At 70.7% G+C, this 22,429-nt stretch carries 27 protein-coding genes and 3 tRNA genes; 21 read left to right on the top strand and 9 right to left on the bottom strand.

Annotated features, from left to right (window positions below; all coding sequences use genetic code 11):
- Positions 1-207: 207 nt before the first annotated feature.
- The 5 genes from argG to ACY0MJ_RS12145 form a co-directional block, all read right to left on the bottom strand.
- Complete coding sequence (gene argG, locus ACY0MJ_RS12165; protein WP_462638724.1) at positions 208-1,539, bottom strand: argininosuccinate synthase; 1,332 nt, start codon at positions 1,537-1,539, stop codon at positions 208-210.
- Positions 1,540-1,548: 9 nt separating this feature from the next.
- Positions 1,549-1,866 (bottom strand): pyrimidine/purine nucleoside phosphorylase, encoded by a 318-nt coding sequence (ppnP, locus tag ACY0MJ_RS12160; RefSeq protein WP_462638723.1) that lies wholly within the window; start codon positions 1,864-1,866, stop codon positions 1,549-1,551.
- Between the two features lie 106 nt (positions 1,867-1,972).
- Positions 1,973-2,698 carry a glycine zipper 2TM domain-containing protein gene (locus ACY0MJ_RS12155; protein ID WP_462638722.1) on the bottom strand — a complete coding sequence of 242 codons (726 nt, stop codon included), beginning with the start codon at positions 2,696-2,698 and terminating at the stop codon, positions 1,973-1,975.
- A gap of 97 nt (positions 2,699-2,795) precedes the next feature.
- A complete protein-coding gene (locus tag ACY0MJ_RS12150) occupies positions 2,796-3,152 on the bottom strand; it encodes an ArsC family reductase (RefSeq protein ID WP_462638721.1) in 357 nt (118 codons plus the stop codon).
- A 10-nt stretch (positions 3,153-3,162) separates the two neighbouring features.
- The gene (locus ACY0MJ_RS12145) at positions 3,163-3,711 is read right to left on the bottom strand and encodes a TorD/DmsD family molecular chaperone (protein WP_462638720.1); all 549 of its coding nucleotides are present in this window, start codon (positions 3,709-3,711) and stop codon (positions 3,163-3,165) included.
- 121 nt (positions 3,712-3,832) lie between these two features.
- Here ACY0MJ_RS12145 and folC point away from each other — a divergent pair, with 121 nt between their 5' ends.
- The 20 genes from folC (at position 3,833) to ACY0MJ_RS12045 (ending at position 18,219) form a co-directional block, all read left to right on the top strand.
- Positions 3,833-5,119 carry a bifunctional tetrahydrofolate synthase/dihydrofolate synthase gene (gene folC, locus ACY0MJ_RS12140; protein WP_462638719.1) on the top strand — a complete coding sequence of 429 codons (1,287 nt, stop codon included), beginning with the start codon at positions 3,833-3,835 and terminating at the stop codon, positions 5,117-5,119.
- A gap of 7 nt (positions 5,120-5,126) precedes the next feature.
- Positions 5,127-5,828: an SPOR domain-containing protein gene (locus ACY0MJ_RS12135; protein ID WP_462638718.1), complete on the top strand. Its 702-nt coding sequence runs from the start codon at positions 5,127-5,129 to the stop codon at positions 5,826-5,828.
- Positions 5,829-6,317, top strand: coding sequence for a CvpA family protein (locus ACY0MJ_RS12130; RefSeq protein WP_462638717.1), 489 nt, complete (start codon positions 5,829-5,831; stop codon positions 6,315-6,317).
- 12 nt (positions 6,318-6,329) lie between these two features.
- The gene (gene purF, locus ACY0MJ_RS12125; protein WP_462638716.1) at positions 6,330-7,838 is read left to right on the top strand and encodes an amidophosphoribosyltransferase; all 1,509 of its coding nucleotides are present in this window, start codon (positions 6,330-6,332) and stop codon (positions 7,836-7,838) included.
- Position 7,839: 1 nt separating this feature from the next.
- Positions 7,840-9,054, top strand: a complete 1,215-nt coding sequence (locus tag ACY0MJ_RS12120) for an O-succinylhomoserine sulfhydrylase (RefSeq protein WP_462638715.1) — start codon at positions 7,840-7,842, stop codon at positions 9,052-9,054.
- Positions 9,055-9,062: 8 nt separating this feature from the next.
- Positions 9,063-10,445, top strand: coding sequence for a glutamate--tRNA ligase (gene gltX / locus ACY0MJ_RS12115; protein ID WP_462638714.1), 1,383 nt, complete (start codon positions 9,063-9,065; stop codon positions 10,443-10,445).
- 35 nt (positions 10,446-10,480) lie between these two features.
- Positions 10,481-10,556: transfer RNA gene (locus ACY0MJ_RS12110), tRNA-Ala, on the top strand.
- A 30-nt stretch (positions 10,557-10,586) separates the two neighbouring features.
- A tRNA-Glu gene (locus ACY0MJ_RS12105) sits at positions 10,587-10,662 on the top strand.
- Between the two features lie 49 nt (positions 10,663-10,711).
- Positions 10,712-10,788 (top strand) — tRNA-Asp (locus tag ACY0MJ_RS12100).
- A 60-nt stretch (positions 10,789-10,848) separates the two neighbouring features.
- Positions 10,849-11,628: an IclR family transcriptional regulator gene (locus tag ACY0MJ_RS12095; protein WP_462638713.1), complete on the top strand. Its 780-nt coding sequence runs from the start codon at positions 10,849-10,851 to the stop codon at positions 11,626-11,628.
- 90 nt (positions 11,629-11,718) lie between these two features.
- Positions 11,719-12,522 carry an HpcH/HpaI aldolase family protein gene (locus ACY0MJ_RS12090; RefSeq protein ID WP_462638712.1) on the top strand — a complete coding sequence of 268 codons (804 nt, stop codon included), beginning with the start codon at positions 11,719-11,721 and terminating at the stop codon, positions 12,520-12,522.
- Positions 12,523-12,542: 20 nt separating this feature from the next.
- A complete protein-coding gene (locus tag ACY0MJ_RS12085; RefSeq protein WP_462638711.1) occupies positions 12,543-13,529 on the top strand; it encodes a Bug family tripartite tricarboxylate transporter substrate binding protein in 987 nt (328 codons plus the stop codon).
- 10 nt (positions 13,530-13,539) lie between these two features.
- Complete coding sequence (locus tag ACY0MJ_RS12080; RefSeq protein ID WP_462638710.1) at positions 13,540-14,835, top strand: 3-isopropylmalate dehydratase large subunit; 1,296 nt, start codon at positions 13,540-13,542, stop codon at positions 14,833-14,835.
- Positions 14,825-15,358 carry a LeuD/DmdB family oxidoreductase small subunit gene (locus tag ACY0MJ_RS12075; RefSeq protein ID WP_462638709.1) on the top strand — a complete coding sequence of 178 codons (534 nt, stop codon included), beginning with the start codon at positions 14,825-14,827 and terminating at the stop codon, positions 15,356-15,358. The genes ACY0MJ_RS12080 and ACY0MJ_RS12075 overlap by 11 nt, the downstream gene beginning before the upstream one ends.
- A gap of 66 nt (positions 15,359-15,424) precedes the next feature.
- Entirely contained in the window at positions 15,425-16,465 is a 1,041-nt protein-coding gene (cuyA, locus tag ACY0MJ_RS12070) for a D-cysteate sulfo-lyase (protein WP_462638708.1), read from the top strand.
- 4 nt (positions 16,466-16,469) lie between these two features.
- A complete protein-coding gene (locus ACY0MJ_RS12065; RefSeq protein WP_462638707.1) occupies positions 16,470-17,162 on the top strand; it encodes an aspartate/glutamate racemase family protein in 693 nt (230 codons plus the stop codon).
- 98 nt (positions 17,163-17,260) lie between these two features.
- A complete protein-coding gene (locus ACY0MJ_RS12060; RefSeq protein ID WP_462638706.1) occupies positions 17,261-17,614 on the top strand; it encodes a hypothetical protein in 354 nt (117 codons plus the stop codon).
- Positions 17,615-17,696: 82 nt separating this feature from the next.
- Positions 17,697-17,864: a hypothetical protein gene (locus ACY0MJ_RS12055; RefSeq protein WP_462638705.1), complete on the top strand. Its 168-nt coding sequence runs from the start codon at positions 17,697-17,699 to the stop codon at positions 17,862-17,864.
- Between the two features lie 26 nt (positions 17,865-17,890).
- On the top strand, positions 17,891-18,067 hold the full coding sequence (locus ACY0MJ_RS12050; protein ID WP_462638704.1) for a hypothetical protein: 177 nt from the start codon (positions 17,891-17,893) through the stop codon (positions 18,065-18,067).
- Positions 18,064-18,219 (top strand): hypothetical protein, encoded by a 156-nt coding sequence (locus ACY0MJ_RS12045; protein WP_462638703.1) that lies wholly within the window; start codon positions 18,064-18,066, stop codon positions 18,217-18,219. The genes ACY0MJ_RS12050 and ACY0MJ_RS12045 overlap by 4 nt, the downstream gene beginning before the upstream one ends.
- On the opposite strand, the gene ACY0MJ_RS12040 is transcribed toward ACY0MJ_RS12045, so the two are convergent.
- Positions 18,216-18,974: a hypothetical protein gene (locus tag ACY0MJ_RS12040; protein WP_462638702.1), complete on the bottom strand. Its 759-nt coding sequence runs from the start codon at positions 18,972-18,974 to the stop codon at positions 18,216-18,218. The two genes, ACY0MJ_RS12045 and ACY0MJ_RS12040, sit on opposite strands and share 4 nt — an antisense overlap.
- A gap of 101 nt (positions 18,975-19,075) precedes the next feature.
- On the opposite strand from ACY0MJ_RS12040, the gene ACY0MJ_RS12035 reads away from it, so the two are divergent.
- Entirely contained in the window at positions 19,076-19,447 is a 372-nt protein-coding gene (locus ACY0MJ_RS12035) for a hypothetical protein (protein ID WP_462638701.1), read from the top strand.
- Positions 19,448-19,544: 97 nt separating this feature from the next.
- Here the strand turns inward: ACY0MJ_RS12035 and ACY0MJ_RS12030 are convergent, their stop codons facing one another.
- From ACY0MJ_RS12030 to ACY0MJ_RS12020, 3 genes are read right to left on the bottom strand one after another with little or no spacing between them, the layout of a single operon-like run.
- Complete coding sequence (locus ACY0MJ_RS12030; RefSeq protein WP_462638700.1) at positions 19,545-20,441, bottom strand: DMT family transporter; 897 nt, start codon at positions 20,439-20,441, stop codon at positions 19,545-19,547.
- 3 nt (positions 20,442-20,444) lie between these two features.
- Complete coding sequence (locus ACY0MJ_RS12025; protein ID WP_462638699.1) at positions 20,445-20,942, bottom strand: methylated-DNA--[protein]-cysteine S-methyltransferase; 498 nt, start codon at positions 20,940-20,942, stop codon at positions 20,445-20,447.
- Complete coding sequence (locus tag ACY0MJ_RS12020) at positions 20,939-22,426, bottom strand: DNA-3-methyladenine glycosylase 2 family protein (protein WP_462638698.1); 1,488 nt, start codon at positions 22,424-22,426, stop codon at positions 20,939-20,941. The genes ACY0MJ_RS12025 and ACY0MJ_RS12020 overlap by 4 nt, the downstream gene beginning before the upstream one ends.
- Positions 22,427-22,429 lie beyond the last annotated feature (3 nt).

The following is a 22,429-nucleotide window of genomic DNA, read 5'->3' as shown; positions in this document are numbered from 1 at the left end:
TTCCACTCGCCGCGGAAGGCCGGCGGGACCTCCTGCAGGACGGGCGTGGCGGGCGTGGAAGGGGAGACGGAAGGTGGCGCGGCCGATTCGCCGCTGCAGGCGAGGGCCGCGAGGGCGGTGGCCAGGCCCGGCGCAAGGCGCGCCGTCGCGCGAGGAAGGGAGCACTGCATGCAGCGATTCTCCCCGCGCGGCGACGAAACGGTTGTATCAGTCCTTGCCCAGCGACGGCAGCGGCGCGTCGCCGCCCGTCACGAGCAGCCCGCTGCGGGCGTAGATCCCCAGCTTCTCGCGCGTGTCGGTGATGTCCAGGTTGCGCATGGTCAGCTGGCCGATGCGGTCCTTGGGCGAGAAGGGCGCGTTCTCCACCTTCTCCATCGACAGGCGCTCCGGCGCGTAGGTGAGGTTGGGCGACTGCGTGTCCAGCAGCGAGTAGTCGTTGCCGCGGCGCAGCTCGACGCTCACCTCGCCCGTGACGGCCCGCGCCACCCAGCGCTGCGCCGTCTCGCGCAGCATGATGGCCTGCGGGTCGAACCAGCGGCCCTGGTACAGCAGGCGGCCCAGCTTGCGGCCGTTGTCGCGGTACTGCTCGATGGTGTCCTCGTTGTGGATGCCGGTGACCAGGCGCTCGTAGGCGATGAACAGCAGCGCCATGCCGGGGGCTTCGTAGATGCCGCGGCTCTTGGCCTCGATGATGCGGTTCTCGATCTGGTCGCTCATGCCCAGGCCGTGGCGGCCGCCGATGCGGTTGGCCTCCAGGATCAGTTCCACCGGATCGTCGAAGGTCTTGCCGTTCAGGGCGACGGGCTGGCCTTCCTCGAAGCGCACGCGCACTTCCTCGGGCTTCACCTCGACTTCCGGCTTCCAGAAGGCCACGCCCATGATCGGGTTGACGATGCGGATGCCCGAATCGAGGTGCTCCAGGTCCTTGGCCTCGTGCGTCGCGCCCAGCATGTTGCTGTCGGTGGAATACGCCTTTTCGGCCGACATCTTGTAGCCGAAGCCCGCCGCGTTCAGGAAGGCCGACATCTCCGCGCGGCCACCGAGTTCGTCGATGAAGGCCTGGTCCAGCCAGGGCTTGTAGATGCGCAGCGCCGGGTTCGTGAGCAGGCCGTAGCGGTAGAAGCGCTCGATGTCGTTGCCCTTGAAGGTGCTGCCGTCGCCCCAGATGTGGACGTCGTCCTCCTTCATCGCCGCCACGAGCATCGTGCCCGTCACGGCGCGGCCCAGCGGCGTGGTGTTGAAGTACATCTGCCCCGCCGTGGAGACGTGGAAGGCGCCGCACTGCAGCGCCGCGATGCCCTCGTGCGCCAGCTGCTTGCGGCAGTCCACCAGCACCGCCTTCTCGGCGCCGTACTCCATGGCCTTGCGCGGGATCGCGTCGTAGTCGGGTTCGTCGGGCTGGCCCAGGTTGGCCGTGTAGGCGTAGGGGACCGCGCCCTTCTTGCGCATCCAGTGCAGCGCGGCGCTGGTGTCCAGGCCGCCGGAGAAGGCGATGCCGACTTTCTGCCCCAGGGGCAGGCTTTCGAGGATGGTGCTCATGTCTTGGGATCAGCCGTAGTGGCAGATGTAGTGGTAGGCCTCGGCCACGCGGATCTCGAAGCTGGAGTTGGCGGGAATGGAGAACTTGTCGCCCGGGCCCGACCGGCGCCATGCGTCGCTGCCGGCCAGCTTGTACTCGCAGCCGCCGCCGACGCATTCCATGATCTCGGCCGCGCCGGTGTTGAAGGTCAGGGTGGCGGGCAGCACGACGCCCACCGACTTCCTCGTGCCGTCGGCCAGCGTGAGGCCGTGGCTGACGCACTTGCCGTCGAAGTAGACGTTGGCCTTCGTCTGCACGGACGCGACCTGGAGGGTTTCGGTGGTCATGGGCGGTTTCCGGGGAAACCGTCGATTTTAGGCGAGGGCGTGCAAGCCGCCCCGGAATGAAAAAGGGCGCCCGCGGGCGCCCTTGCTTCTTCACACCTGTCGAGACTCAATGGCGCCAGTGGCCGTGGCGGTGGCCGCCGCCGCGGAACACGAAGCCCAGCGAGATGCTGGGATACCAGGGGCGGTACGCCGGGTACGGATAGGCGGGATAGACCGGGTAGGGCGCATAGACCACCGGCGCGGGCGTCGTCACGACCACCGGGGCGGCCTGCACCGTCTGCACGGGCTGCACCTGCACCGGCTGGACCGCCTGCGCGGCCTGCACGGGCGGGGCGACCACCACCGGCGCGTTCGACGGCCGGGTGTTCGTGCTCGCCACCGGCGTGACGTTCAGCGTCACCGTGGCGCCGGGGTCGTAGGGCATGCGGGTGGAGAACTCGCGGCCGGCGTATTCGTAGGTCACGTCGTAGCCCACCGTGCGGTTCTCGTAGGTGGTCTCGGTCACGCACTGCGGCACCGACTGGGCGTAGCGCTGGTTGCTGGCCTCGATGTTGTTGCCGACGATCGCGCCGAGCGCCGTGCCGGCCACGATGGCCGCGCCGGTGCCCGTGCCGCCACCGATGGTGCTGCCGATGGCGCCGCCCGCGAGCGCGCCGAGCAGGCCGCCGCCGCCGGAGGTCTGGGGCTGGACGACGGGCATCTGGCTGCACACCTGGCGGGGCACGGCCACCTGCTCGATGACGGGAGTGCTGGAGAGGACGCGGCCGACTTCCTGCGCGTGGACGCCCAGGGCGGCGAGGCCGAGCGCGGCGAAAAGGACGGACTGTTTCATGGCGGGAAAACTCGTTGAACTGCTGGTGCTGAAAGTTTATGCAGCGGCAAGAGGTTCTGCAGAGCTTTACGGTAAAGGGCCGGTAAAAAGTCCAGGCTCAGGAAGCTTTGCGCACGGGCCAGGCGCCCGGGTCGAAGCCGACCGTGACGCTGCCGTCCGGCCACTCCACCACTGGGCGCTTGATGATGCTGGGCTGCGCCAGCATGAGGGCGCGGGCCCCTGCTTCGTTGCCGGCCTGCGACTGCGCGGCGGTGTCGAGCTTGCGCCACGTCGTGCCCTGCCGGTTGAGCAATTTTTCCCATCCGGCCGCCTGGATCCAGCGGTCCAGGTGCCCGGGCGGCACGCCGTCCTTCCTGAAATCGTGGAAATGGTGGTCCACGCCCGCGGCGGCCAGCCAGTTGCGCGCCTTCTTCACCGTGTCGCAGTTCGTGATGCCATAGAGGGTGATCGCCATGCCGGCATTGTCAGGCCTCGCGTTCGAAGAACGCCAGCCCCAGCGCGGCGACGGCCCGGTAGAAGTCGGCGGCGGGCGCGGCGGCCAGGTCCTGCAGGCAGCGCGCCGACCAGCCGGCCAGGTGCCGCCCGAAGAAGGCCTGCTGGGTGGCGGGCGCGTGCCCCCACTGGATCAGCACGCGCATGGCCTCGCACAGCGCGCCGAGGTGGTCTTCCTGCTCCGGCGCGTCGGGCGCGCGGGCCAGGCCGAGCGCCTTCAGTTCGTCGCGCAACTGCAGCAGGGGGCCGCCCGCCGGCAGGTCGTCCGCGTACTGCGCCCGGCAGGGCCGGCCCCGCAGGGGGCCCGCGCCGGAGAAGAGCTGCCGGTGTTCGGCGAGCGCGGCCGGACCGCAGCGGCGCGCGGCGTCGAACAGGTCCGCCCACGCGAGGCTCATGGCGTCGTCGTGCGGCGGCCCGGGCGGGGGCAGGGCGGCGAGCGCCGCGACCAGTTCCTCGTCGGGCCCCAGCAGCAGCGCCGCCAGCAGGGCGTACACGTCGGCGCGATCTTGCTCTTGCGACACGGCCAGGGACTTCGCGGATCGGTGGCAACGGATTCGCGTGCAGCATAGGCAAGCGGACTCTTCCATGCGGGATTCCGCGCGCTTTTTTTCGCCGACCGCGCGCAGGCTGGACAATGCGGGCATGAAAGAACTCGGCGAATGGCTCGCGCACTGCGAGCGGCTGCACCCGAAGGGCATCGACCTCGGGCTGGAGCGGGTGCAGGCCGTGGCGCAGCGGCTGGCGCTGCGCTTCGGCTGCCCGGTGATCACGGTGGCCGGCACCAATGGCAAGGGCTCCACCTGCGCGATGCTGGAGGCGATCGCCCTGCAGGCGGGCTGGCGCACGGGCGTCTACACCTCGCCGCACCTGGTGCACTTCGAGGAACGCTGCCGCATCGGCGGCGAGATCGTCCAGGCCGACGCACTGGTGCCGCACTTCGAACGCGTCGAGGCGGCGCGCGGCGACACGAGCCTCACCTACTTCGAGTTCACGACGCTCGCGATCCTCAGCCTCATGGCCGCCAGCCAGCTGGAGGTCGCGATCCTGGAGGTCGGGCTCGGCGGCCGCCTCGACGCGGTGAACGCCATCGACACCGATTGCGCGATCATCACCAGCATCGACCTGGACCACACGGAGTTCCTGGGGCCGGACCGCGAGAGCATCGGCCGCGAGAAGGCCGGCATCCTGCGCGCCGGCAAGCCGGCGATCGTGAGCGACCCCGTGCCGCCGCACAGCGTGATCCAGTACGCCGAGGCGCTCGGGGCCGACCTGTGGCTGGTGGGCCGCGACTACAACTTCACCGGCGACAAGCAGCAGTGGGCGTGGGCCGGGCGCGGCCGGCGCTACGCCGGCCTGGGCTATCCGGCGCTGCGCGGGGCCAACCAGCTGCTCAACGCCTCGGGCGTGCTCGCCGCCTTCACGGCGCTGCGCCAGCGCCTGCCCGTGACGGCGCAGGCGGTGCGCAACGGGCTGGCCATGGTGGAACTGCCGGGACGCTTCCAGGTCGTGCCCGGCCAGCCGGCGCTGGTGCTGGACGTCGCCCACAACCCGCACGCGGTGGCGACGCTCGCGGCCAACCTCGACGCGATGGGCTTCTACCCGGTGACGCACGCGGTGTTCGGCGCGATGGCCGACAAGGACCTCGCGCCCATGTTCGCGAAGATCGCGCCGCTGGTGGACCGCTGGTACTTCACCGACCTGCCGACGCCGCGCGCAGCGTCGGCCCGGGCACTGCTGCAACGCTGGGAGGCCTTGCCCGGCTACCCCAAGGTGCCGGCGAGCACCCACGCGAACCCCGAGGAAGCGCTGCATGCCGCGATGGCCGCTGCAGAGCCCGCTGATAGAATTCTGGTGTTCGGATCGTTCTACACGGTGGGCGGCGTCCTGCAGCGGGGAGTGCCCCGCCTGTCCGCCAAACACCTCGGCTGACCCTCCCATGGCCTTGTTCAAGTTGCGCAAAAAGGTCGACGAGCCGAAGGCCGCGGCCGCACCGGCCGAAAGCATCGAAGCGCTGCGCCGCCGCGCGCGCCACCGCCTCATCGGCGCGGTGGTGCTGGTGCTGGCCGCCGTGATCGGCTTCCCGCTGCTGTTCGACACGCAGCCCCGCCCGGTGGCGGTGGACATCCCGATCGAGATCCCCGACCGCAACAAGGCGATGCCCCTGCCGTTGCCGCCCCAGGCGGCGACGCCCGTGGCCGCCGGCAAGGTGACGCCGGTGCCCGTGCCGGCGCCCACGCCCGTGAGCGAAACCCGGCCCGAGCCGGCGGCCGCCGCGGAAAAGGCGGAGGCCAAGGCGGCCCCGGCGGAGAAGGCCGCGAAGGCCGAGCCGGCCGAGAAAGTTGCCAAGGCGGAACCGGCGGCGAAGGCCGAACCGGCGGAGAAGGCAGCGAAGGCGGAAGCCGCCGACAAGAGCCGCTACGTCGTGCAGGTCGGCGCCTTCGCGGAAAAGGACAAGGCGCGGCAAGCCCAGCTGAAGCTGCAGCGGGCGGGCCTGCGCAACTACACGCACGTGGCCGAGACGAAGAACGGGCCGCGCATCCGGGTGCGCGCGGGGCCGTTCTCCTCGCGGGCCGAGGCCGACAAGGCCGCCGAGAAGATCAAGGGGCTGGATTTGCCGGCCGCGATCCTCACCTTGTAAGTGGCTGCGCTGGACTGGCTGGTCTTGATGCTGCTCGCGGCTTCCGTGCTGCTGGGACTCTGGCGCGGCCTGGTGTACGAGGTGCTGTCGGTGCTGAACTGGCTGGCCGCCTTCGTGCTGGCGCAGTGGCTGGCGCATCGCGCGGCCGCGCTGCTGCCGCTGGGCGGCGCCGGCGAGCCGGTGCGCCATGCGGCCGGCTTCGTGCTGGTGTTCGTGGTCGCGCTGTTCGCGGGCGGGCTGGTGGCCTGGCTGACCAAGAAGCTGGTCGAGGCCGTGGGCCTGCGGCCGGTGGACCGGGCGCTGGGCGGCGTGTTCGGCCTGGTGCGCGGCACGGTGGCCGTGCTGGCGCTGGCGCTGGTGATCCACCTGATGGGCCTCGCGGACGGGGCGTGGTGGACGGAATCGATGACGGCCGGCGTTGCGACGGCGGCCTTGCGGGGTTTGAAGCCGGTGGTGCCCGAATCGTTCGGTGCCTACCTTCCGGCCTGAAGGGAAACGTTTATGTGCGGGATCGTCGGCGTCGTCAGCCAGGGGCCGGTCAACCAGCTGATCTACGACGCGCTGCTGCTGCTGCAGCACCGCGGGCAGGATGCTGCCGGCATCGTCACGCTGCAGGGCCGCAAGGTCTACATGCACAAGGCCAAGGGCATGGTGCGCGACGTCTTCCGCACGCGCAACATGCGCGCGCTGCCGGGCAACGCGGGCCTGGGGCAGGTGCGGTATCCCACGGCGGGCAACGCCCACAGCGAGGAAGAGGCGCAGCCCTTCTACGTGAATGCGCCCTTCGGCATCACGCTGGCGCACAACGGCAACCTCACGAACGCGCAGGCCCTCAAGGCGGAGCTGTTCTCCGGCGACCACCGGCACATCAACACCGAGAGCGACACCGAGGTGCTGGTGAACGTGTTCGCCCATGAGCTGGAGCGCACCACGCGCGGCCTGCCGCTGACACCGCAGGACGTGTTCTCGGCGGTGGGCAACGTGCACCGGCGCATCCGCGGCTCCTATGCCGTGGTGGCGCTGATCGCCGGCCACGGCCTGCTGGCCTTCCGCGACCCGTACGGCATCCGGCCGCTGTGCATCGGCCGCGGGCCCGACGGCACCGTCATGATCGCCAGCGAGTCGGTCACGCTGGAAGGCACGGGCCAGAAGTTCGAGCGCGACATCGGTCCCGGCGAAGCCGTGTTCGTGGACCTCGAGGGCAACGTGCACACGCGCCAGTGCGCCGACCAGCCGCAGCTGAAGCCCTGCATCTTCGAATACGTGTACCTCGCCCGGCCCGACTCCGAGCTGGACGGCATCTCCGTCTACCGCGCGCGGCTGAACCTGGGCGAGACGCTGGCCAAGCGCGTGATCTCCACCGTGCCGCCCAACGAGATCGACGTGGTGATCCCGATCCCGGAATCGAGCCGGCCGAGCGCGATGCAGCTGGCGCAGCTGCTGGGCCTGCCCTACCGCGAAGGTTTCGTGAAGAACCGCTACGTCGGCCGCACCTTCATCATGCCGGGGCAGGCGGTGCGCAAGAAGAGCGTGCGCCAGAAGCTCAACGTGATCGCCAGCGAGTTCAAGGGCCGCAACGTCCTGCTGGTGGACGACTCCATCGTGCGCGGCACCACCAGCCGCGAGATCGTGCAGATGGCGCGCGACGCCGGCGCCCGCAAGGTCTACCTGGCCAGCGCGGCGCCGCCGGTGCGCTATCCCAACGTGTACGGCATCGACATGCCGACGTCCAGCGAACTGGTCGCGCACGGCCGCACGGTCGAGGAAATCCGCGAGATCATCGGCTGCGACGCGCTGATCTACCAGGAGGTCGACGGCATGAAGAACGCGATCGGCCGCCTGAATCCGAAGCTGGACGGCTTCGACGCCTCCTGCTTCGACGGCGTCTACGTCACCGGCGACATCAATCCCGACGACATCGCGCGCATCAACGAGGCGCGGATCGGCCAGGAAGACCCGCTGGAAGAGAGCACCACCCGCCTCGCGATCCCGAATCCCCAGGAAGCCTGAATTGACCGAGAAGAAGAAACTGCCCGACGGGCTGCACCCCGACACGCTCGCCGTGCGCGCCGCCGTGGAGAAGAGCCAGTACGGCGAGAACTCCGAGGCCCTGTACCTCACCTCCAGCTTCACCCAGCCGGACAGCGAGACGGCGGTGCGCCGCTTCGCCGGCGAGGAAGAGGGCTACATCTACTCCCGCTTCACCAACCCCACCGTCGCCAGCATGGAGCAGCGCCTGGCCGCGATGGAAGGCATGGAGGCGGGCATCGCCGCCGCCAGCGGCATGGGAGCCATCCTGCTGCTGTGCATGGGCCTGCTGAAGGCCGGCGACCACGTGGTCTGCTCGCAGTCGGTGTTCGGCTCCACGGTGAAGCTGCTCGGCACCGAGATGGGCAAGTTCGGCGTGCAGACGAGCTTCGTCCCGCAGACCGACCTGGCCGCCTGGAAGGCCGCGATGCGGCCGGGCACGAAGCTGCTGTTCGCCGAGACGCCGACCAACCCGCTCACCGACGTGTGCGACATCCAGGCGCTGGCGGACATCGCCCACGAGGCCGGGGCGCTGCTGGCCGTGGACAACTGCTTCTGCACGCCGGCGCTGCAGAAGCCCGTGCAGTTCGGCGCCGACATCGTGGTGCACTCCGGCACCAAGTACCTCGACGGCCAGGGCCGCGTGATCGCCGGCGCCCTGTGCGCCAGCCAGCAGTTGGTGAAGGAGAAGTTCGTCCCCTTCATGCGCAGCGCCGGCATTACGCTGTCGCCCTTCAACGCCTGGGTCGTGCTCAAGGGCCTGGAAACCCTGGGCATCCGCATGGAGGCGCAATCGCAGCGCGCGCTGGAGCTCGCCCGCTGGCTGGAGGCGCACCCCAAGGTGGAGCGCGTGTACTACCCGGCGCTGGAGAGCCATGCCCAGCACGCGCTGGCCATGAAGCAGCAGTCGGGCCGCGGCGGCGCGGTCGTCTCCTTCGACGTGAAGGGCAAGGACCCGGCCGAGGCGCGCCGCAATGCCTTCCGCGTCGTCGACGAGACGCAGCTGCTCTCGATCACCGCCAACCTGGGCGACGTGAAGAGCATCATCACGCACCCGGCCAGCACCTCGCATGGCCGGCTCACCGAGGACCAGCGCCTGGCCGCCGGCATCCGGCAGAACCTGCTGCGCCTGGCCGTGGGCCTGGAACACCTGGACGACGTCAAGGCCGACCTGTCGCGCGGCCTGGACCTGCTGTGAACGACGCCGTGAAAGTCAGAACCCGCTTCGCCCCCTCGCCGACCGGCTTCATCCACCTGGGCAACATCCGCTCGGCGCTGTACCCGTGGGCGTTCGCCCGCTCGCAGGGCGGCACCTTCATCCTGCGCATCGAGGACACCGACCTGGAGCGCTCCACGCAAGCCTCGGTGGACGTGATCCTGGAAGGCATGCGCTGGCTGGGCCTGGACCCGGACGAGGGGCCGTACTACCAGATGCAGCGCATGGACCGCTACCGCGCCGTGATCGCGGAGATGCGCGAGAAGGGCCTGGTCTACCCCTGCTACATGAGCGTGGCGGAGCTCGACGCGCTGCGCGAGCGCCAGATGGCCGCCAAGGAGAAGCCGCGCTACGACGGCACCTGGCGCCCCGAGCCGGGCAAGACGCTGCCGCCGGTGCCCGAAGGCGTGCAGCCGGTGCTGCGCTTCCGCAACCCGATCGGCGGCTCGGTCGTGTGGGACGACAAGGTCAAGGGCCGCATCGAGATCAGCAACGACGAACTCGACGACCTGGTGATCGCCCGTCCGGACGGCACGCCCACGTACAACTTCTGCGTGGTGGTGGACGACATCGACATGCAGATCACGCACGTGATCCGCGGCGACGACCACGTGAACAACACGCCGCGCCAGATCAACATCTTCCGCGCCCTCGGCTACGAGCCGCCGGTGTTCGCGCACCTGCCCACCGTGCTGAACGAGCAGGGCGAGAAGATGTCCAAGCGCAACGGCGCCAAGGCCGTCACCCAGTACCGCGACGAGGGCTACCTGCCCGACGCCATGGTGAACTACCTGGCGCGCCTGGGCTGGTCGCACGGCGACGCCGAGATCTTCAGCCGCGAGCAGTTCCTGCAGTGGTTCGACCTGGACCACCTGGGGCGCAGCGCCGCGCAGTTCGACGAGGCCAAGCTGCGCTGGGTGAACGCCCAGCACATGAAGGCCATGGACGACGCGGCCCTGGCCGTGATCGTCAAGGACCTGCTGGAGCAGCGCGGCATCGCCACGGATGCGCGGCTGGCCGGGATCTGCGGCCTGTTCAAGGATCGCTGCGACACGACCCTGGTGCTGGCCGACTGGGCGCAGCGCTTCTACACGGACGTGCAGCCCGATCCCGCCGAGGCGGCGAAGCACATCACGGAGGGCGTGCGCCCGGCGATCAGCATGCTGGCCAGGATGCTGGAGGCGTGCCCGTGGACGAAGGAGGACATCGCCGAGGCGGTGAAGGAAACCCTGCGCGCCACCGGCCTCAAGATGCCGCAGCTGGCCATGCCGGTGCGGGTGCTCGTGATGGGCACGGCGCAGACGCCCTCCCTGGATGCTGTCCTGAGCCTGTCGTTGCGGCAGAAAGTTCTGGAGCGGCTGCGGAGCGCCTGAAAATCGACATATAATGCGAGGCTCGACACCTGCAAGGGGGTATAGCTCAGCTGGGAGAGCGCTTGCATGGCATGCAAGAGGTCAGCGGTTCGATCCCGCTTACCTCCACCACAGATGTCGAACGGAAATCGTCCAGGTTTTGACCCTATCGTCTAGAGGCCTAGGACATCACCCTTTCACGGTGAGTACCGGGGTTCGAATCCCCGTAGGGTCGCCAAGTTTGGCTGCACTTGTTGTCCGCGAGGACAGGAAAGCAGCCCCGACGCGGAGTGGTAGTTCAGTCGGTTAGAATACCGGCCTGTCACGCCGGGGGTCGCGGGTTCGAGTCCCGTCCACTCCGCCAAGCTTCGAAAGGCCTCGCACCCGTGCGAGGCCTTTTTCCTTTCCGACCGATCATCGCGCCATGAGCAGCCAGGACAAGATGCTCGCCCTGCTGGACGCCTTCAGCCCGGAGGCGCCCGTCTGGTCGGCCGAGGAGCTGGCCGCCCGCTTCGAGCTGCCGGCCTCCACCTGCTACCGCTACCTGAAGTCGCTGCACCAGGCCGGCCTGCTGGCCCGGGTGGGCAGCGGCTCCTACGTCGTCGGCCCGCGCGTGCTGGCCCTGGACCGCATCGCCCGCCTTTCCGACCCCGTTTACAGCGTGGGCAGCCCCGTCGTCGCGGCGCTCTCGCGCCGCACCGGCTTCAGCGCGCTGCTGTCGGTGCTGTACAGCGACTCGGTGATGTGCGTCCAGCAGGTCGCCACCGCCGACGCGCCCGCCGGCCTGTTCGGGCGCGGGCAGCAGCGTCCCCTGGTGGCCGGCGCCACGGCCAACGTGATCCTGGCGCACCTGCAGCCGCACCAGCTGCGCAGCGTCTTCACGCGCCAGCGCGAGCGCATCGCCGCCGCCGGCCTGGGCAAGGACTGGGAGCAGCTGCGCGCGAACCTGGCCGCGATCCGCGAGCAGGGCTACAGCTTCTCCGCCGGCGAATACCGCTCCGGCATCGCGGGCCTGGCCGCGCCGCTGTTCAACAAGGACGGCGAGGTGCTGGGCAGCATCGCGCTCGCCACGGGGACGAAGTCGCCCAAGCTGGAGCAGTTCAAGGCGCTGGCGCCGGCGCTCATCCAGGCGGCTGCCGACATCTCGCACGGCATCGCCGAAAGCGCCAACGTGGTGGACCTGCCGGCGCGCGCATTGGGATAGCGGGACGCGGGGTCTTTCCGGAGCGTTCCGAAAAGTCTCCTACAATGTGAGAATCTTTTCGGACTCCTCCAGCGGCTCCGCCGCGCCTGCATGACCCCTTCCCTGAACGAGATCCTTCGCAACCCCGTGAAGGACAAGCTGGCCCGCGGCGAAGTCGTCGCCTCGATGATGGTGCGCCTGGTGCGCGGCGTCGAGATCGCGCGCATCGCGAAGTCCGCCGGCTTCGACACCTTCTACATCGACATGGAGCACTGCAGCTTCTCGCTGGAAACCACCAGCCAGATCTGCATGGCCGCCCTGGAGATCGGCATCCCCGCGTTCGTGCGGGTGCCCGCCAACACGCCCGAGTACATCTCGCGCGTGCTCGACGGCGGCGCCGTCGGCGTGATCGCGCCGCACGTGCGCAGCGCCGCCCAGGCGCGCGAGGTCGTGCGGCACGCGCGCTTCGCGCCGCGCGGCGACCGCTCCGCCAACGGCGGCCTGCCGCACCTGCAGTACCGCAGCTTCCCCGCCGCCGAGGCCAACCCCGCCCTCGACCGCCAGACGATGGTGATCGTCATGATGGAAGCGGTCGAGGCGCTGGAGCAGGTGGAGGAGATCGCCGCCGTCGACGGCGTGGACATGATGCTGGTCGGCACCAACGACCTCACGGCGGAATGGGGCATCCCCGGCCAGTACGACGACCCGCGGGTCGCGGCGGCCTACGAACGCACCATCGCCGCCTGCCGCAGGCACGGCAAGCACGTCGGCATCGGCGGGCTCGCCTCGCGCCCCGACCTGGTGGAGAAGTTCGTGCGCCTCGGCGCGCGCTTCGTCTCCACCGGGACGGACCTTTCCTTCCTGATGGCCGCCTGCACCGCCAAGGCGAAGGCCGTCGCCACCCTCAACCCCTGAACCCCAAGAACGGAATCCGCATGCAGTTCACCCGCCGCACCCTGGCGCAAGCCGCGCTCGCGACCCTGGCCCTCGCCGCCACCGCCACGCCCGCCCTCGCGCAGGGCAGCTATCCCGACAAGCCGGTGAAGATCGTGGTGGCGTTCACGGCCGGCGGCCCGACCGACGTGGTCGCGCGCCTGATCGGCCAGAAGCTGTCCACGAAGTGGGGCCAGCAGGTCATCGTCGACAACAAGCCCGGCGCCGCCGGCCTGCTCGGCTCCGAGCTCGTGGCCAAGGCGCCCGCCGACGGCTACACCCTGCTGATGGCCACGGCCGGCAACCTGACGGTCAACCAGCACCTGTACAAGAACATGAAGTTCGACCCGGTGAAGGACTTCGCGCCGATCGCGCAGACCGCCGGCGTCGACTTCGTGCTGGTGACGCAGCCGAACGCGCCCTTCCACAACGTGAAGGAGCTGGTCGCCGCCGCCAAGGCCAAGCCGGACACGATCACCAGCGCCACCTCCGGCAACGGCGGTGCGCCGCACCTGGCCGCCGCGCTGTTCGAGAACGAGGCTGGCGTGCAGCTGACGCTGGTCCCGTACAAGGGCACGGCCGACGCCGTGAACGCGGTGCTGTCCGGCCAGACCCTGCTGGACTTCGACGCCGCCTCGCAGGTCGTGCCGCACATCCGCGCCGGCAAGCTCAAGCCGCTGGCCGTTCTGGGCACGAAGCGCTCCGCGCTGCTGCCGGAAGTGCCGACCATGGCCGAAGCGGGCCTGCCCAACTACAACTTCAGCAACTGGTTCGGCCTGGTCGGCCCCGTGGGCCTGCCGAAGGACGTGCTCGCGAAGCTGCAGAAGGACGTCGCCGAGGTGCTGCAGGATCCCGAACTGCGCGCCAAGTTCCAGACCATGGGCCTGCAGCCCGGTTCCGGCACGCCCGAGCAGTTCGCCGCGCTGATCAAGAGCGACGCCGCCAAGTGGGCCGCCACCATCAAGGCCGCCCACATCGGCATGGAGTAAGGGCCTCGCCATGGGCATGACCATCACGGAAAAGATCCTGGCCCGCGCGGCGGGGCTGGACACGGTGCGCCCCGGACAGTTCCTGGACTGCAAGGTGGACCAGGTCGCCAGCATGGACCTGCAGGGCAAGCTGGTGTTCAACACGCTGGGCAAGCTCGGCTCGGAACAGCTGTTCGACACCAGCCGCGTCGCGCTGACGCTGGACCACCAGAGCCCGGCGCAGACGGTGGCCATCGCCGACGTCCATGCGGCGATCCGCAGCGCGGTGAAGAAGTACGAGGTGAAGAACTTCTTCGACGTCGGCAGCGGGATCATGCACGTGGTCATGCCCGAGCGCGGCCTGGTGCTGCCGGGCGAGCTGGTCATCATGAACGAGTCGCACACGCCCACGGGCGGCGCGATGGGCGCCGTGGTGATCGGCGTCGGCCAGACCGACGCGGCCGTCGCCGCGGCGCTGGGCGAGATCTGGCTGGTGGTGCCGGCCACGATCCGCGTCAACCTGCGCGGGCGACTGCCCGAGGGCGTCACGACCAAGGACGTCGCACTGCACCTGATGCAGCTGCTGGGCTACGAGCGCAAGGCGATCTACAAGACCATCGAGATCGGCGGGCCCGGCGTCGCCGCGCTGTCGATGGACGCGCGCTTCACCATCACCAACTACTGCTCCGACATGGGCGCCAAGTCGGCGATCTTCGAGCCCGACGAGATCACGCTCGCCTATGCGCACTCGCGCGCCCAGCGCGAATTCACGCCCGTGACGAGCGACCCGGACTGCGCCTACGAGGAAGTCATCGACGTCGACCTCGACACGCTCGAGCCCCTGCTCGCCTGCCCGCACGCGCTGGACAACATCCACAGCGTCGCCTCGCAGGCCGGCAAGACCATCCACGAGGCCTTCATCGGCACCTGCACCAACGGCCGCTTCGAGGACCTCGCGGCGGCGGCGCGCATCGTCGCCGGCCGCAAGGTGGCCCCGGGCGTGCGCTTCGTCGTCGTGCCCGCCTCGCGCGAGGTGTACCAGCGCGCGCTGAAGGCCGGCCACATCGCCACGCTGTCGGACGCCGGCGCGCTGGTGTTCCCGCCCGGCTGCGGGCCCTGCATGGGCGAGCACAGCGGCGTGCTCGGCGCCGGCGAGGTCGCGATCAGCTCGGGCAACCGCAACATGAAGGGGCGCATGGGCAGCCCCGATTCCGCCGTGTACCTCGGCTCGCCGCAGACCGTGGCGGCCTCGGCAGTGCGGGGCGTCATCACCGACCCGCGCACGCTGCAAGCGATCCCCCAGGAGGAGCCGGCCCATGCCGAATGAGATCCGCGCCGGCGCCTACCGCGTCGGCGATGACGTGAAGGCGCTGGAGATCATGCCCACGCGCTTCAAGAGTTCCAACGCGCTGTCCGATGCGGAGCTGGCGCGGGCGGCCTTCGCCGACCTCGATCCCGGCTTCTCCGCGAAGGCGCTGGCCGGCGAGTACGGCATCGTCGTCGCCGGCGTCAACTTCGGCGGCGGCGGCAAGACCGTCGAAGGCCCGGTGTTCGCGCTGCGCGGCGCCGGCGTGAAGCTGGTGATCGCGGATTCCTTCGCGCGCTACTTCCTGCGCAACGCGATCAACAACGGCTTTCCCATCCTCGTGTGCGACGGCATCTCGCGCGCCGTGCAGACCGGCCAGGAACTTTCGGTGGACCTGGAAACGGCGCGCATCACCAGCCTGGCGACCGGCCAGGTGCTGCAGGCGACGCCCCTGTCGGGAACGGCGCTGGAGATCCTGGCCGCCGGCGGCCTGGTGCCGTACGCGAAGCGCAAGCTGGCGGCGCGGCAGGCGACAGCCGCGTAGCTGGCGTGGCCGGCCGGGGATGGCCGACAATGGGCATCCCGAGCAAGAACCAACCCGAAGAGACGCATGGACCTGTCACGCTTCCCCCGCCGCCGCTACACCTCCTTCGCCACGCCGATCGAATTCCTGCCCCACTTCAGCAAGGCCCTGGCGGCCAGTTGCCCCGGCGGCAAGGGTCCGCGCATCTGGATCAAGCGCGATGACATGCTGGGCCTGTTCCCCGGCGGCAACAAGACGCGCAAGCTGGAGTTCCTGGTGGCCGACGCGCTGGCGCAGGGCGCCGACACGCTGGTGACCTGCGGCGCGCCGCAGTCCAACCACTGCCGCATCACGCTGGCGGCCGCCGTCAAGGAAGGCCTCAAGTGCCGCTTCGTGATCGAAGAGCGCGTGCCCGAGAGCTACCGGCCCGACGCGAGCGGCAACAACTTCATGTTCCGCCTGCTGGGCGTCGAGGCGATCACGGTCGTTCCCGGCGGCAGCAACATGGCCGCGGAGATGCAGAAGGTCGCCGACGAAGTCGCGCGCCTGGGCCGCAAGGCCTACATCATCCCCGGCGGCGGTTCCAACGCCATCGGCGGCCTGGGCTACGTGGCGTGCGCGCAGGAACTGCAGCAGCAGCTGTTCGAGCAGGGCCTCGCCATCGACCGCCTGGTCGTCGGCTCCGGCAGCTCGGGCACGCACGGCGGCATCGTGGCCGGGTTCCTGGGCAACAACATCCGCATCCCGGTCACCGGCATCGGCGTCAGCCGCGACCCGGCCGACCAGGCGCCGCTGGTGCTGAAGGAGGCCCAGGCCGTGCTGGACCTGCTGGGCGTGGACCTGCGCGTGAAGCCCGAGGACGTGCAGTGCGTCGGCGGCTACTGGCAGCCGAAGTACTCGGTGCCGAACGCGCGCATGGTCGAGGCCGTGCAGATGCTGGCGCGCACCGAAGGCATCCCGCTGGACCCGGTGTACACGGGCAAGATCATGGCCGGCCTGATCGGCATGGCGCGCGCGGGCGACCTGAAGGCCGGCGAGAACGTCCTGTTCCTGCACACCGGTGGGCTGCCCTCGCTGCACGCCTACGAAGCCGAGGTGCTGGGCGACACGAAGGGCCTGCCGGCCTGAGGCCATGCCGCGGCACGTCGGCATCGTCGGCTGCTCGTCCGAGGGCGCGGCCCTCTGCTACCGCACGCTGTGCACCGAGGCGGCGCAGCTGCTCGGTGCGCACCGCCATCCCGAGGTGTCGCTGCACACGCCCTCGCTGCACCTGTACGTCGAGCGGCTCGAGGCCGGCGACCTGCAGGGCGTGGCGGACCTCATGCTCGCCTCGGCGCAGAAGCTGGCGCGCCTCGGCGCCGAGCTGCTGATCTGCCCCGACAACACCATCCACCAGGCCTGGGCGCTCGTGCAGGAGCGCACGCCGCTGCCCTGGCTGCACATCGCCGACGTGGTGGCGCGGGAGGCGCGGCGGCGCGGCTTCCGCAAGCTGGGCCTCACCGGCACGCGCTGGCTGGTGGAAAGCGAGGTCTATCCCGAGCGGCTGCGGGAGCACGACCTCGATTTCGCGCGGCCAACCGAAGCGCAGCGCATCGAGGTCGGCCGGCTCATCATGGACGAGCTGGTATGCGGCATCCAGCGGCCGCAGCAGGTGGACTACCTCGCCGGCGTGATCGAAGGGCTGAAGCAGCAGGGCTGCGACGCCGTCGTGCTGGGTTGCACCGAGCTGCCGCTGATCCTCGACGACACCAACTCGCCCTTGCCCACGCTCGACTCCACGCGGCTGCTGGCCCGCGCGGCCTTGCACTGGGCGGTGGAAGAGTAGCACCGCCCGCCGAAACTTCACGCGTCCCCCGCGCTCCTGCGCCCGTGTAGCGCCCCGTCCTACAGCATCCTTGTGCGTTAGTTCCTAGGATGGCCTGCATGAGCACGAGGAACGGGCCCCACGCACGCGCCAGCGCGGCCGACGACGCGCGGCCCTCCGGTGCCGGGAGCAAGACCATGCGCTACAGCCGAGCCGAATACGCCAAGGTCCTGGCGCTCCAGGAGGAAGTGGCGCGCGCCGACGCGGACTACCAGCGCCTGCGCAACGCCTACCTGGAGATCGCCCAGAACGAACCCGACCACGAGGTCGCCCTGGCCATGGTCGGCGCCGACATGGACCGCGCCCATGCCCGCCTGCAGGCGCTCATCGGCCTGCCTCGCCTGCCCTTCACCCACGAGCCCAGCGCCGTCATGCGTCGGGAGGCGCAGCGGCTGGCCGAGGAAAAGCACTGACGGCGCCGGCGCCCCGGCGGCAGCAGAATGCACCCATGCCCCCCGCGGGACCCGCGGCCGGCCCCAGAGCCCGTTCCGACCCATGAACGTTTCCACCCCGCCCACGCACCCGGTCGAACCGGACCCGTATCCGCCGCAAGGCGATGCGCCTCCGGCCAATCCGACGCAACTGCCCGTCGAACCCGAGTTCGGGCAGGCGCTGCCTCCGGCGGAACCGGAAGATCCCGGCGTGGTGAAACCCAAGATCTGAAGCATCAGCAAACCAAGGAGTTCTCCATGCCCACCCTGCGCACGCCCCGCGGCATCACGCCGCCCGCGCCCGGCCTCGAACGCGAGGAGCCGACCTTCGTCCCCGAGGAGGACATCCCCGGGCCGGAGGGCCGCTACACGACGCGCTCCGAACGTTCGGCCGTCCGCGACGAACTTCCGCTGGGAAGCTCCGAGCGGGAATGAACTGGACTCCGCCGCCGCCGGGCACGCCGCCGACCGACGCGCCCAAGCCCGCCAATCCCGAGCCGACCGCGCCGCCGGTCGATCCGGAGAAGGGCACGGTGCACGACCCCGAGCAGGGGAAGTCCGAGCACCCGAAGCAGCAGCCCCGCTAGCTGGCGGCGGACAGCAGGCCCTGGGCGTCGTCGTCGGCGCCCGGCAGCGGCGTCGCCTTGGCGAGCGCCATCCACACGCCGAAGGGCAAACCGGCCCGCGCCGGCCGTAGCGCCGCCCGCGCGACGGCCAGGCGACCGTCGGCCTGCACCGTCATCACGCCGCACTCCGGCGGGATCTCCTCGGGCCGCGCGATCGCGCGGCCCCGCGCGTCGTTGCCCAGCACGTACCAGCACTCGCCCAGGTCGCGGTAGGCGGCGCGCTTGCCTTCCTGCCGCAGGTCCGCCAGCAGGTCGGGGCGGCGCACCTTGATCTCGTGCACGATCGGCTCGACGTAGCTCTCCACCGAGGTATGGCGGATCGAGAACACGTCGGGGCGCGCGACGCACCAGCGCAGCGGCCGCGCCGGATCGCCGCTGGGCACCTGCGCGCGCAGGCTCAGGCCGGTCCAGGCCAGGCGCCCGGCGCGCGCCATCTCCTGCGCGACCCGCTGCACGAGGGCCTCGTGGGCCGAGAGCGCCGAGCGGTTGCGCGCGAGCACGGCCGCGAGCCAGTGCACGCCGGCCTCCGTGACGCGCAGCGTCTCGTGCCCGCCGTCCGCGCGGATGCGCTCGAGCAGGCCGGCCGCCAGCAGGTCGATCTCCAGCGGGTCCTGGCTGGGCCAGCCCGCCGAACGGTAGACGTCGCGCAGGCGGCGCGCATGGGCGCGCGTGAGGGCGGCGCCGGAGGCAGGGGAGGGCAGGACGGCGGAGGACATGGCCAGGGGGCGCAGTGTACGGTCACCGGTAGGTACTATCCCACGCTGCCACGCGGGCCCCGCTTATCGCCCGGCCTGAGTGGGTGCACACAATGTGCCGCATGGTTGAGAAATCCATGGAGTCCCTGCGCGCCGCCGCCCTTCCTCCCGCCCTGGCGGGTGCTCCGGCGCGCACGGTGCTCTACGGCATCACGGCGGTGCGGCTGGAAGGCAGCCAGGTCTCGGAAGTGATGATGGGCATGATCGATCCGAGCCTGGAGCACTGGGACCTGCGTCCGGCGCCGACGCGGCTCGTCGAAGTGGTCGACCGGCTCGTCGAGGGCGACACCATCGTCACGCTGTTCCCGACGGAGCGCGGCACCCTGCAGATGGGGCCGCAGGTGAAGGTCGACGTGCTGCCCGAGGGCACCGAGACGCTCGCGGCGGCGGAAGAGCGGCCGGGGCGGAGGTTGGCGGATTTGCCAAGGTTTTGAGCTGGGGTTCGCTGCGCTCACCACCAGCCTACGAATCCTCCTGCCGTCTGCAACGATGCCCGTAGGCTGGCGGTGAGCGCAGCGAACCCCAGCAACCCTAGACCTGCGCCCGCAGCGCCGGAATCCTGACCAACCCCGTCGACAGCGCCGTCCCGCAAACGATCACCATCCCGCACGCCAGCATCCAAGGCGTCACCTGCTCGTGCAGGAAGAGCGCCCCATAGAGCACGGCGAACACCGGCACGACGAAGGTCACGGCGAGCGCGCGAGCCGGGCCGGTCTGCTCGATCAGGCGGAAGTAGAGGATGTACGCGACGCCGGTGCAGAGGATCCCCAGCACCACCAGCGCGAGCCACGCCTGCGCGCCCGGCATCTGCTGCGGCCGCAGCCACAGGGCGGGCAGGGCGAGCCCCACGGCGGCGCCGAGCTGGCTGCCCGTGGCCGTCACCAGCGGCGGGAGGCCGCTCAGGTAGCGCTTGGTGGCGCTCGCCGCCAGCGCGTAGCAGACGCACGCGAGCAGGCAGGCCAGCACGGCCCAGGCCGGCGCGATGCCGTTCGCGCCCGCCTTGAAGCTGGCCTTGTCCCAGGCGAGCAGCGCCACGCCCAGGAAGCCGATGGCCAGCCCCAGGATGCGCGAGCCGGTCGGCCGGTCGCGCAGCCACACCCACGCGACCAGCGCGCCGAACAGCGGCACCGTCGCATTGAGGATGGCCGACAGCCCGGTCGTGATGGACAGCAGCGCGAACGAGAACAGGAAGAAGGGAATGCCGGAATTGAGCAGGCCCACCACCGCGATCACCGGCCAGTGGCGGCGCAGCACGTGGCCCTGGCCCTTCCACAGCAGGATCGGCAGCAGGAAGGCCGCCGCGACGCCCACGCGCACGGCGGCGGTCGGCAACGGCCCGAACTCCACGACCGCCAGCCGCATGAACAGGAACGAGGAGCCCCAGATCGCCGCGAGCGCGGCGAAGTCGATCATCGAAGCGAAGGACATGGACTAGCGCACGCCTTCCATCTTCAGCAACGCCGTCTTGCGCTCCAATCCCCCTGCATACCCCGTCAAGGACCCGCCGGTGCCCAGCACGCGATGGCAGGGCACGACGATGCTCACCGGATTGCGCCCCACCGCCGCGCCGATCGCCCGCGCTGCCTGGGGCCGGCCGAGACGCCGCGCCAGTTCGGCGTAGCTGGTCGTCCCCCCGCGCGGGATGGCGAGCAGCGCCGCCCACACGTCCTGCTGGAACGGCGTGCCCGCCTGCAGGTCCAGCGGCAGTTCGAAGGACGTCCGTTCGCCGGCGAACCAGGCGCGCAGCTGCGCGACGGCTTCCTGCAGGACCGGATGTTCCGGATCCTCTCGCCAGCCGCTGGCGTCCGGTCCGTGGCGCTGGCCGACGAACCACACGCCGGCCAGGCCGCGGTCCGTCGCCGCCAGCAGCATGGGGCCCAGCGGGCTCTCGTAATGCGCGCACACGCGCGGGGAAACGGTCTTCTTCATCTCACGCTCCTTGAAGACAGCGCGCTCCACGCGCGCACCACCGCGTAACTCCTCCAGGGCTTCCAGGCCTGCGACGCCGCCTCGGCCTCGCGCGCCGGCTGCTTCATCTGCTGCACGCCCAGCGCCTTGTGCAGCGCCACGTCGCCGGCCGGGAAGGCATCGGGCCAGCGCAGCGCCCGCATCGCGATGTACTGGGCCGTCCAGTCGCCGATGCCGGGCAGCTCCTTCAGGGCAGCGATCGTGGCCGGCACGTCGGCGCCCGCGTGCAGCGCCAGCCGGCCTTCGGCGACGGCCCGCGCGATCGCGACGATCGCCGCCTGCCGCTGCCGCACGATGCCCAGCTGGCCCAGCGCGTCGCCTTCGGCCGCCGCCAGCACCTCGGGCGCCGGGAACGCGTGGTGCAGCGCCGGATCCGGCGTCGCGACCGGGGCGCCGAAGCGCTGGACCAGCCGCTGCGCCAGCGTGCGCGCCGCCGCCACCGTGATCTGCTGGCCCAGCACCGCGCGCACGGCCAGCTCGTAGCCGCTCAGGGCGCCCGGCACGCGCAAGCCGTCGCCGAGCGGGAAACTGCCGTGCAGGCGCGCATTGATCGCATGCGGATCGGCGTCCAGGTCCAGCGCCGCCCGCAGCCGCCGGATCACGAGCGGCAGCACGCCGTGCAGCGACTCGCTCACGCGCAGCAGCACCTGGTGGTGCGCCTCGTCGAATTCGGCCACCAGCCAGCCTTCCCAGCGCCGGCCGTTGGCGTCGAGCGCCAGCGTCCGGGCCAGCTGGCGCTCGCGCACGGCTTCGAGTCCATCGATGGCGCGCGTGCGGAAGAAGCCCAGCATGGCATCGACGTCGTACGGCGGCCGGTAGCCGAGCCGCACGACGCAGGACGCGTCGCGCTGCGCGCCTTCGCGCCGCAGCGCGCCCGGGCTCAGTCCGTAGTGCGCCGTGAACGCGGCGTTGAAGCGGCGCACGCTCCCGAAGCCGCTGACGAGCGCCACCTGCGTGATGGGCAGCGGCGTGTCGGCCAGCAGTTGCTTGGCGCTCAGCAGCCGCCGCGTCTGCAGGTACTGCAGGGGCGACACGCCCAGCTGCGCCTCGAAGATGCGGCGCAGGTGACGGTCGCTGATGCCCAGCCGCTGCGCGACGCGCTCCACGGACGGCGTCTCGCCGCCCCAGGCTTCCGGCTCGTCGAGCAGCCGCGCCGCCTGCTGCGCCAGCACGGCGCTCGCGTCCTGCAGCGACCAGCGCAGCGCCTGCGGCGCCAGCTCGGGCCGGCAGCGCAGGCAGGGCCGGAAGCCGGCCCCTTCCGCCTGGGCCGCGTGGGCGAAGAAGCGGCAGTTCTCGCGCCGGGGCGTCCGCACCTTGCACACCGGCCGGCAGTAGATGCCGGTGCTGGTGACGCCGGTGAAGAAGCTGCCGTCGAAGCGCGCGTCGCGCGTCTTCAGCGCCAGGTAGCAGGCGTCGGGATGCAGTGGCGGCTCGGCGGGACCCATGGG

Source organism: Ramlibacter sp. bp-362, assembly GCF_054956735.1.
This window is presented reverse-complemented; position numbering and strand designations above follow the sequence as displayed.

What these genes read in the sequence shown, in the direction of transcription:
- argG (WP_462638724.1), bottom strand. Translation starts at nt 1,539, where the DNA reads ATGAGCACCATCCTCGAAAGCCTGCCCCTGGGGCAGAAAGTCGGCATC.
- ppnP (WP_462638723.1), bottom strand. Translation starts at nt 1,866, where the DNA reads ATGACCACCGAAACCCTCCAGGTCGCGTCCGTGCAGACGAAGGCCAAC.
- ACY0MJ_RS12155 (WP_462638722.1), bottom strand. Translation starts at nt 2,698, where the DNA reads ATGAAACAGTCCGTCCTTTTCGCCGCGCTCGGCCTCGCCGCCCTGGGC.
- ACY0MJ_RS12150 (WP_462638721.1), bottom strand. Translation starts at nt 3,152, where the DNA reads ATGGCGATCACCCTCTATGGCATCACGAACTGCGACACGGTGAAGAAG.
- folC (WP_462638719.1), top strand. Translation starts at nt 3,833, where the DNA reads ATGAAAGAACTCGGCGAATGGCTCGCGCACTGCGAGCGGCTGCACCCG.
- ACY0MJ_RS12135 (WP_462638718.1), top strand. Translation starts at nt 5,127, where the DNA reads ATGGCCTTGTTCAAGTTGCGCAAAAAGGTCGACGAGCCGAAGGCCGCG.
- purF (WP_462638716.1), top strand. Translation starts at nt 6,330, where the DNA reads ATGTGCGGGATCGTCGGCGTCGTCAGCCAGGGGCCGGTCAACCAGCTG.
- ACY0MJ_RS12095 (WP_462638713.1), top strand. Translation starts at nt 10,849, where the DNA reads ATGAGCAGCCAGGACAAGATGCTCGCCCTGCTGGACGCCTTCAGCCCG.
- ACY0MJ_RS12090 (WP_462638712.1), top strand. Translation starts at nt 11,719, where the DNA reads ATGACCCCTTCCCTGAACGAGATCCTTCGCAACCCCGTGAAGGACAAG.
- ACY0MJ_RS12085 (WP_462638711.1), top strand. Translation starts at nt 12,543, where the DNA reads ATGCAGTTCACCCGCCGCACCCTGGCGCAAGCCGCGCTCGCGACCCTG.
- ACY0MJ_RS12080 (WP_462638710.1), top strand. Translation starts at nt 13,540, where the DNA reads ATGGGCATGACCATCACGGAAAAGATCCTGGCCCGCGCGGCGGGGCTG.
- ACY0MJ_RS12075 (WP_462638709.1), top strand. Translation starts at nt 14,825, where the DNA reads ATGCCGAATGAGATCCGCGCCGGCGCCTACCGCGTCGGCGATGACGTG.
- cuyA (WP_462638708.1), top strand. Translation starts at nt 15,425, where the DNA reads ATGGACCTGTCACGCTTCCCCCGCCGCCGCTACACCTCCTTCGCCACG.
- ACY0MJ_RS12065 (WP_462638707.1), top strand. Translation starts at nt 16,470, where the DNA reads ATGCCGCGGCACGTCGGCATCGTCGGCTGCTCGTCCGAGGGCGCGGCC.
- ACY0MJ_RS12060 (WP_462638706.1), top strand. Translation starts at nt 17,261, where the DNA reads ATGAGCACGAGGAACGGGCCCCACGCACGCGCCAGCGCGGCCGACGAC.
- ACY0MJ_RS12055 (WP_462638705.1), top strand. Translation starts at nt 17,697, where the DNA reads ATGAACGTTTCCACCCCGCCCACGCACCCGGTCGAACCGGACCCGTAT.
- ACY0MJ_RS12050 (WP_462638704.1), top strand. Translation starts at nt 17,891, where the DNA reads ATGCCCACCCTGCGCACGCCCCGCGGCATCACGCCGCCCGCGCCCGGC.
- ACY0MJ_RS12045 (WP_462638703.1), top strand. Translation starts at nt 18,064, where the DNA reads ATGAACTGGACTCCGCCGCCGCCGGGCACGCCGCCGACCGACGCGCCC.
- ACY0MJ_RS12040 (WP_462638702.1), bottom strand. Translation starts at nt 18,974, where the DNA reads ATGTCCTCCGCCGTCCTGCCCTCCCCTGCCTCCGGCGCCGCCCTCACG.
- ACY0MJ_RS12035 (WP_462638701.1), top strand. Translation starts at nt 19,076, where the DNA reads ATGGTTGAGAAATCCATGGAGTCCCTGCGCGCCGCCGCCCTTCCTCCC.
- ACY0MJ_RS12030 (WP_462638700.1), bottom strand. Translation starts at nt 20,441, where the DNA reads ATGTCCTTCGCTTCGATGATCGACTTCGCCGCGCTCGCGGCGATCTGG.
- ACY0MJ_RS12025 (WP_462638699.1), bottom strand. Translation starts at nt 20,942, where the DNA reads ATGAAGAAGACCGTTTCCCCGCGCGTGTGCGCGCATTACGAGAGCCCG.
- ACY0MJ_RS12020 (WP_462638698.1), bottom strand. Translation starts at nt 22,426, where the DNA reads ATGGGTCCCGCCGAGCCGCCACTGCATCCCGACGCCTGCTACCTGGCG.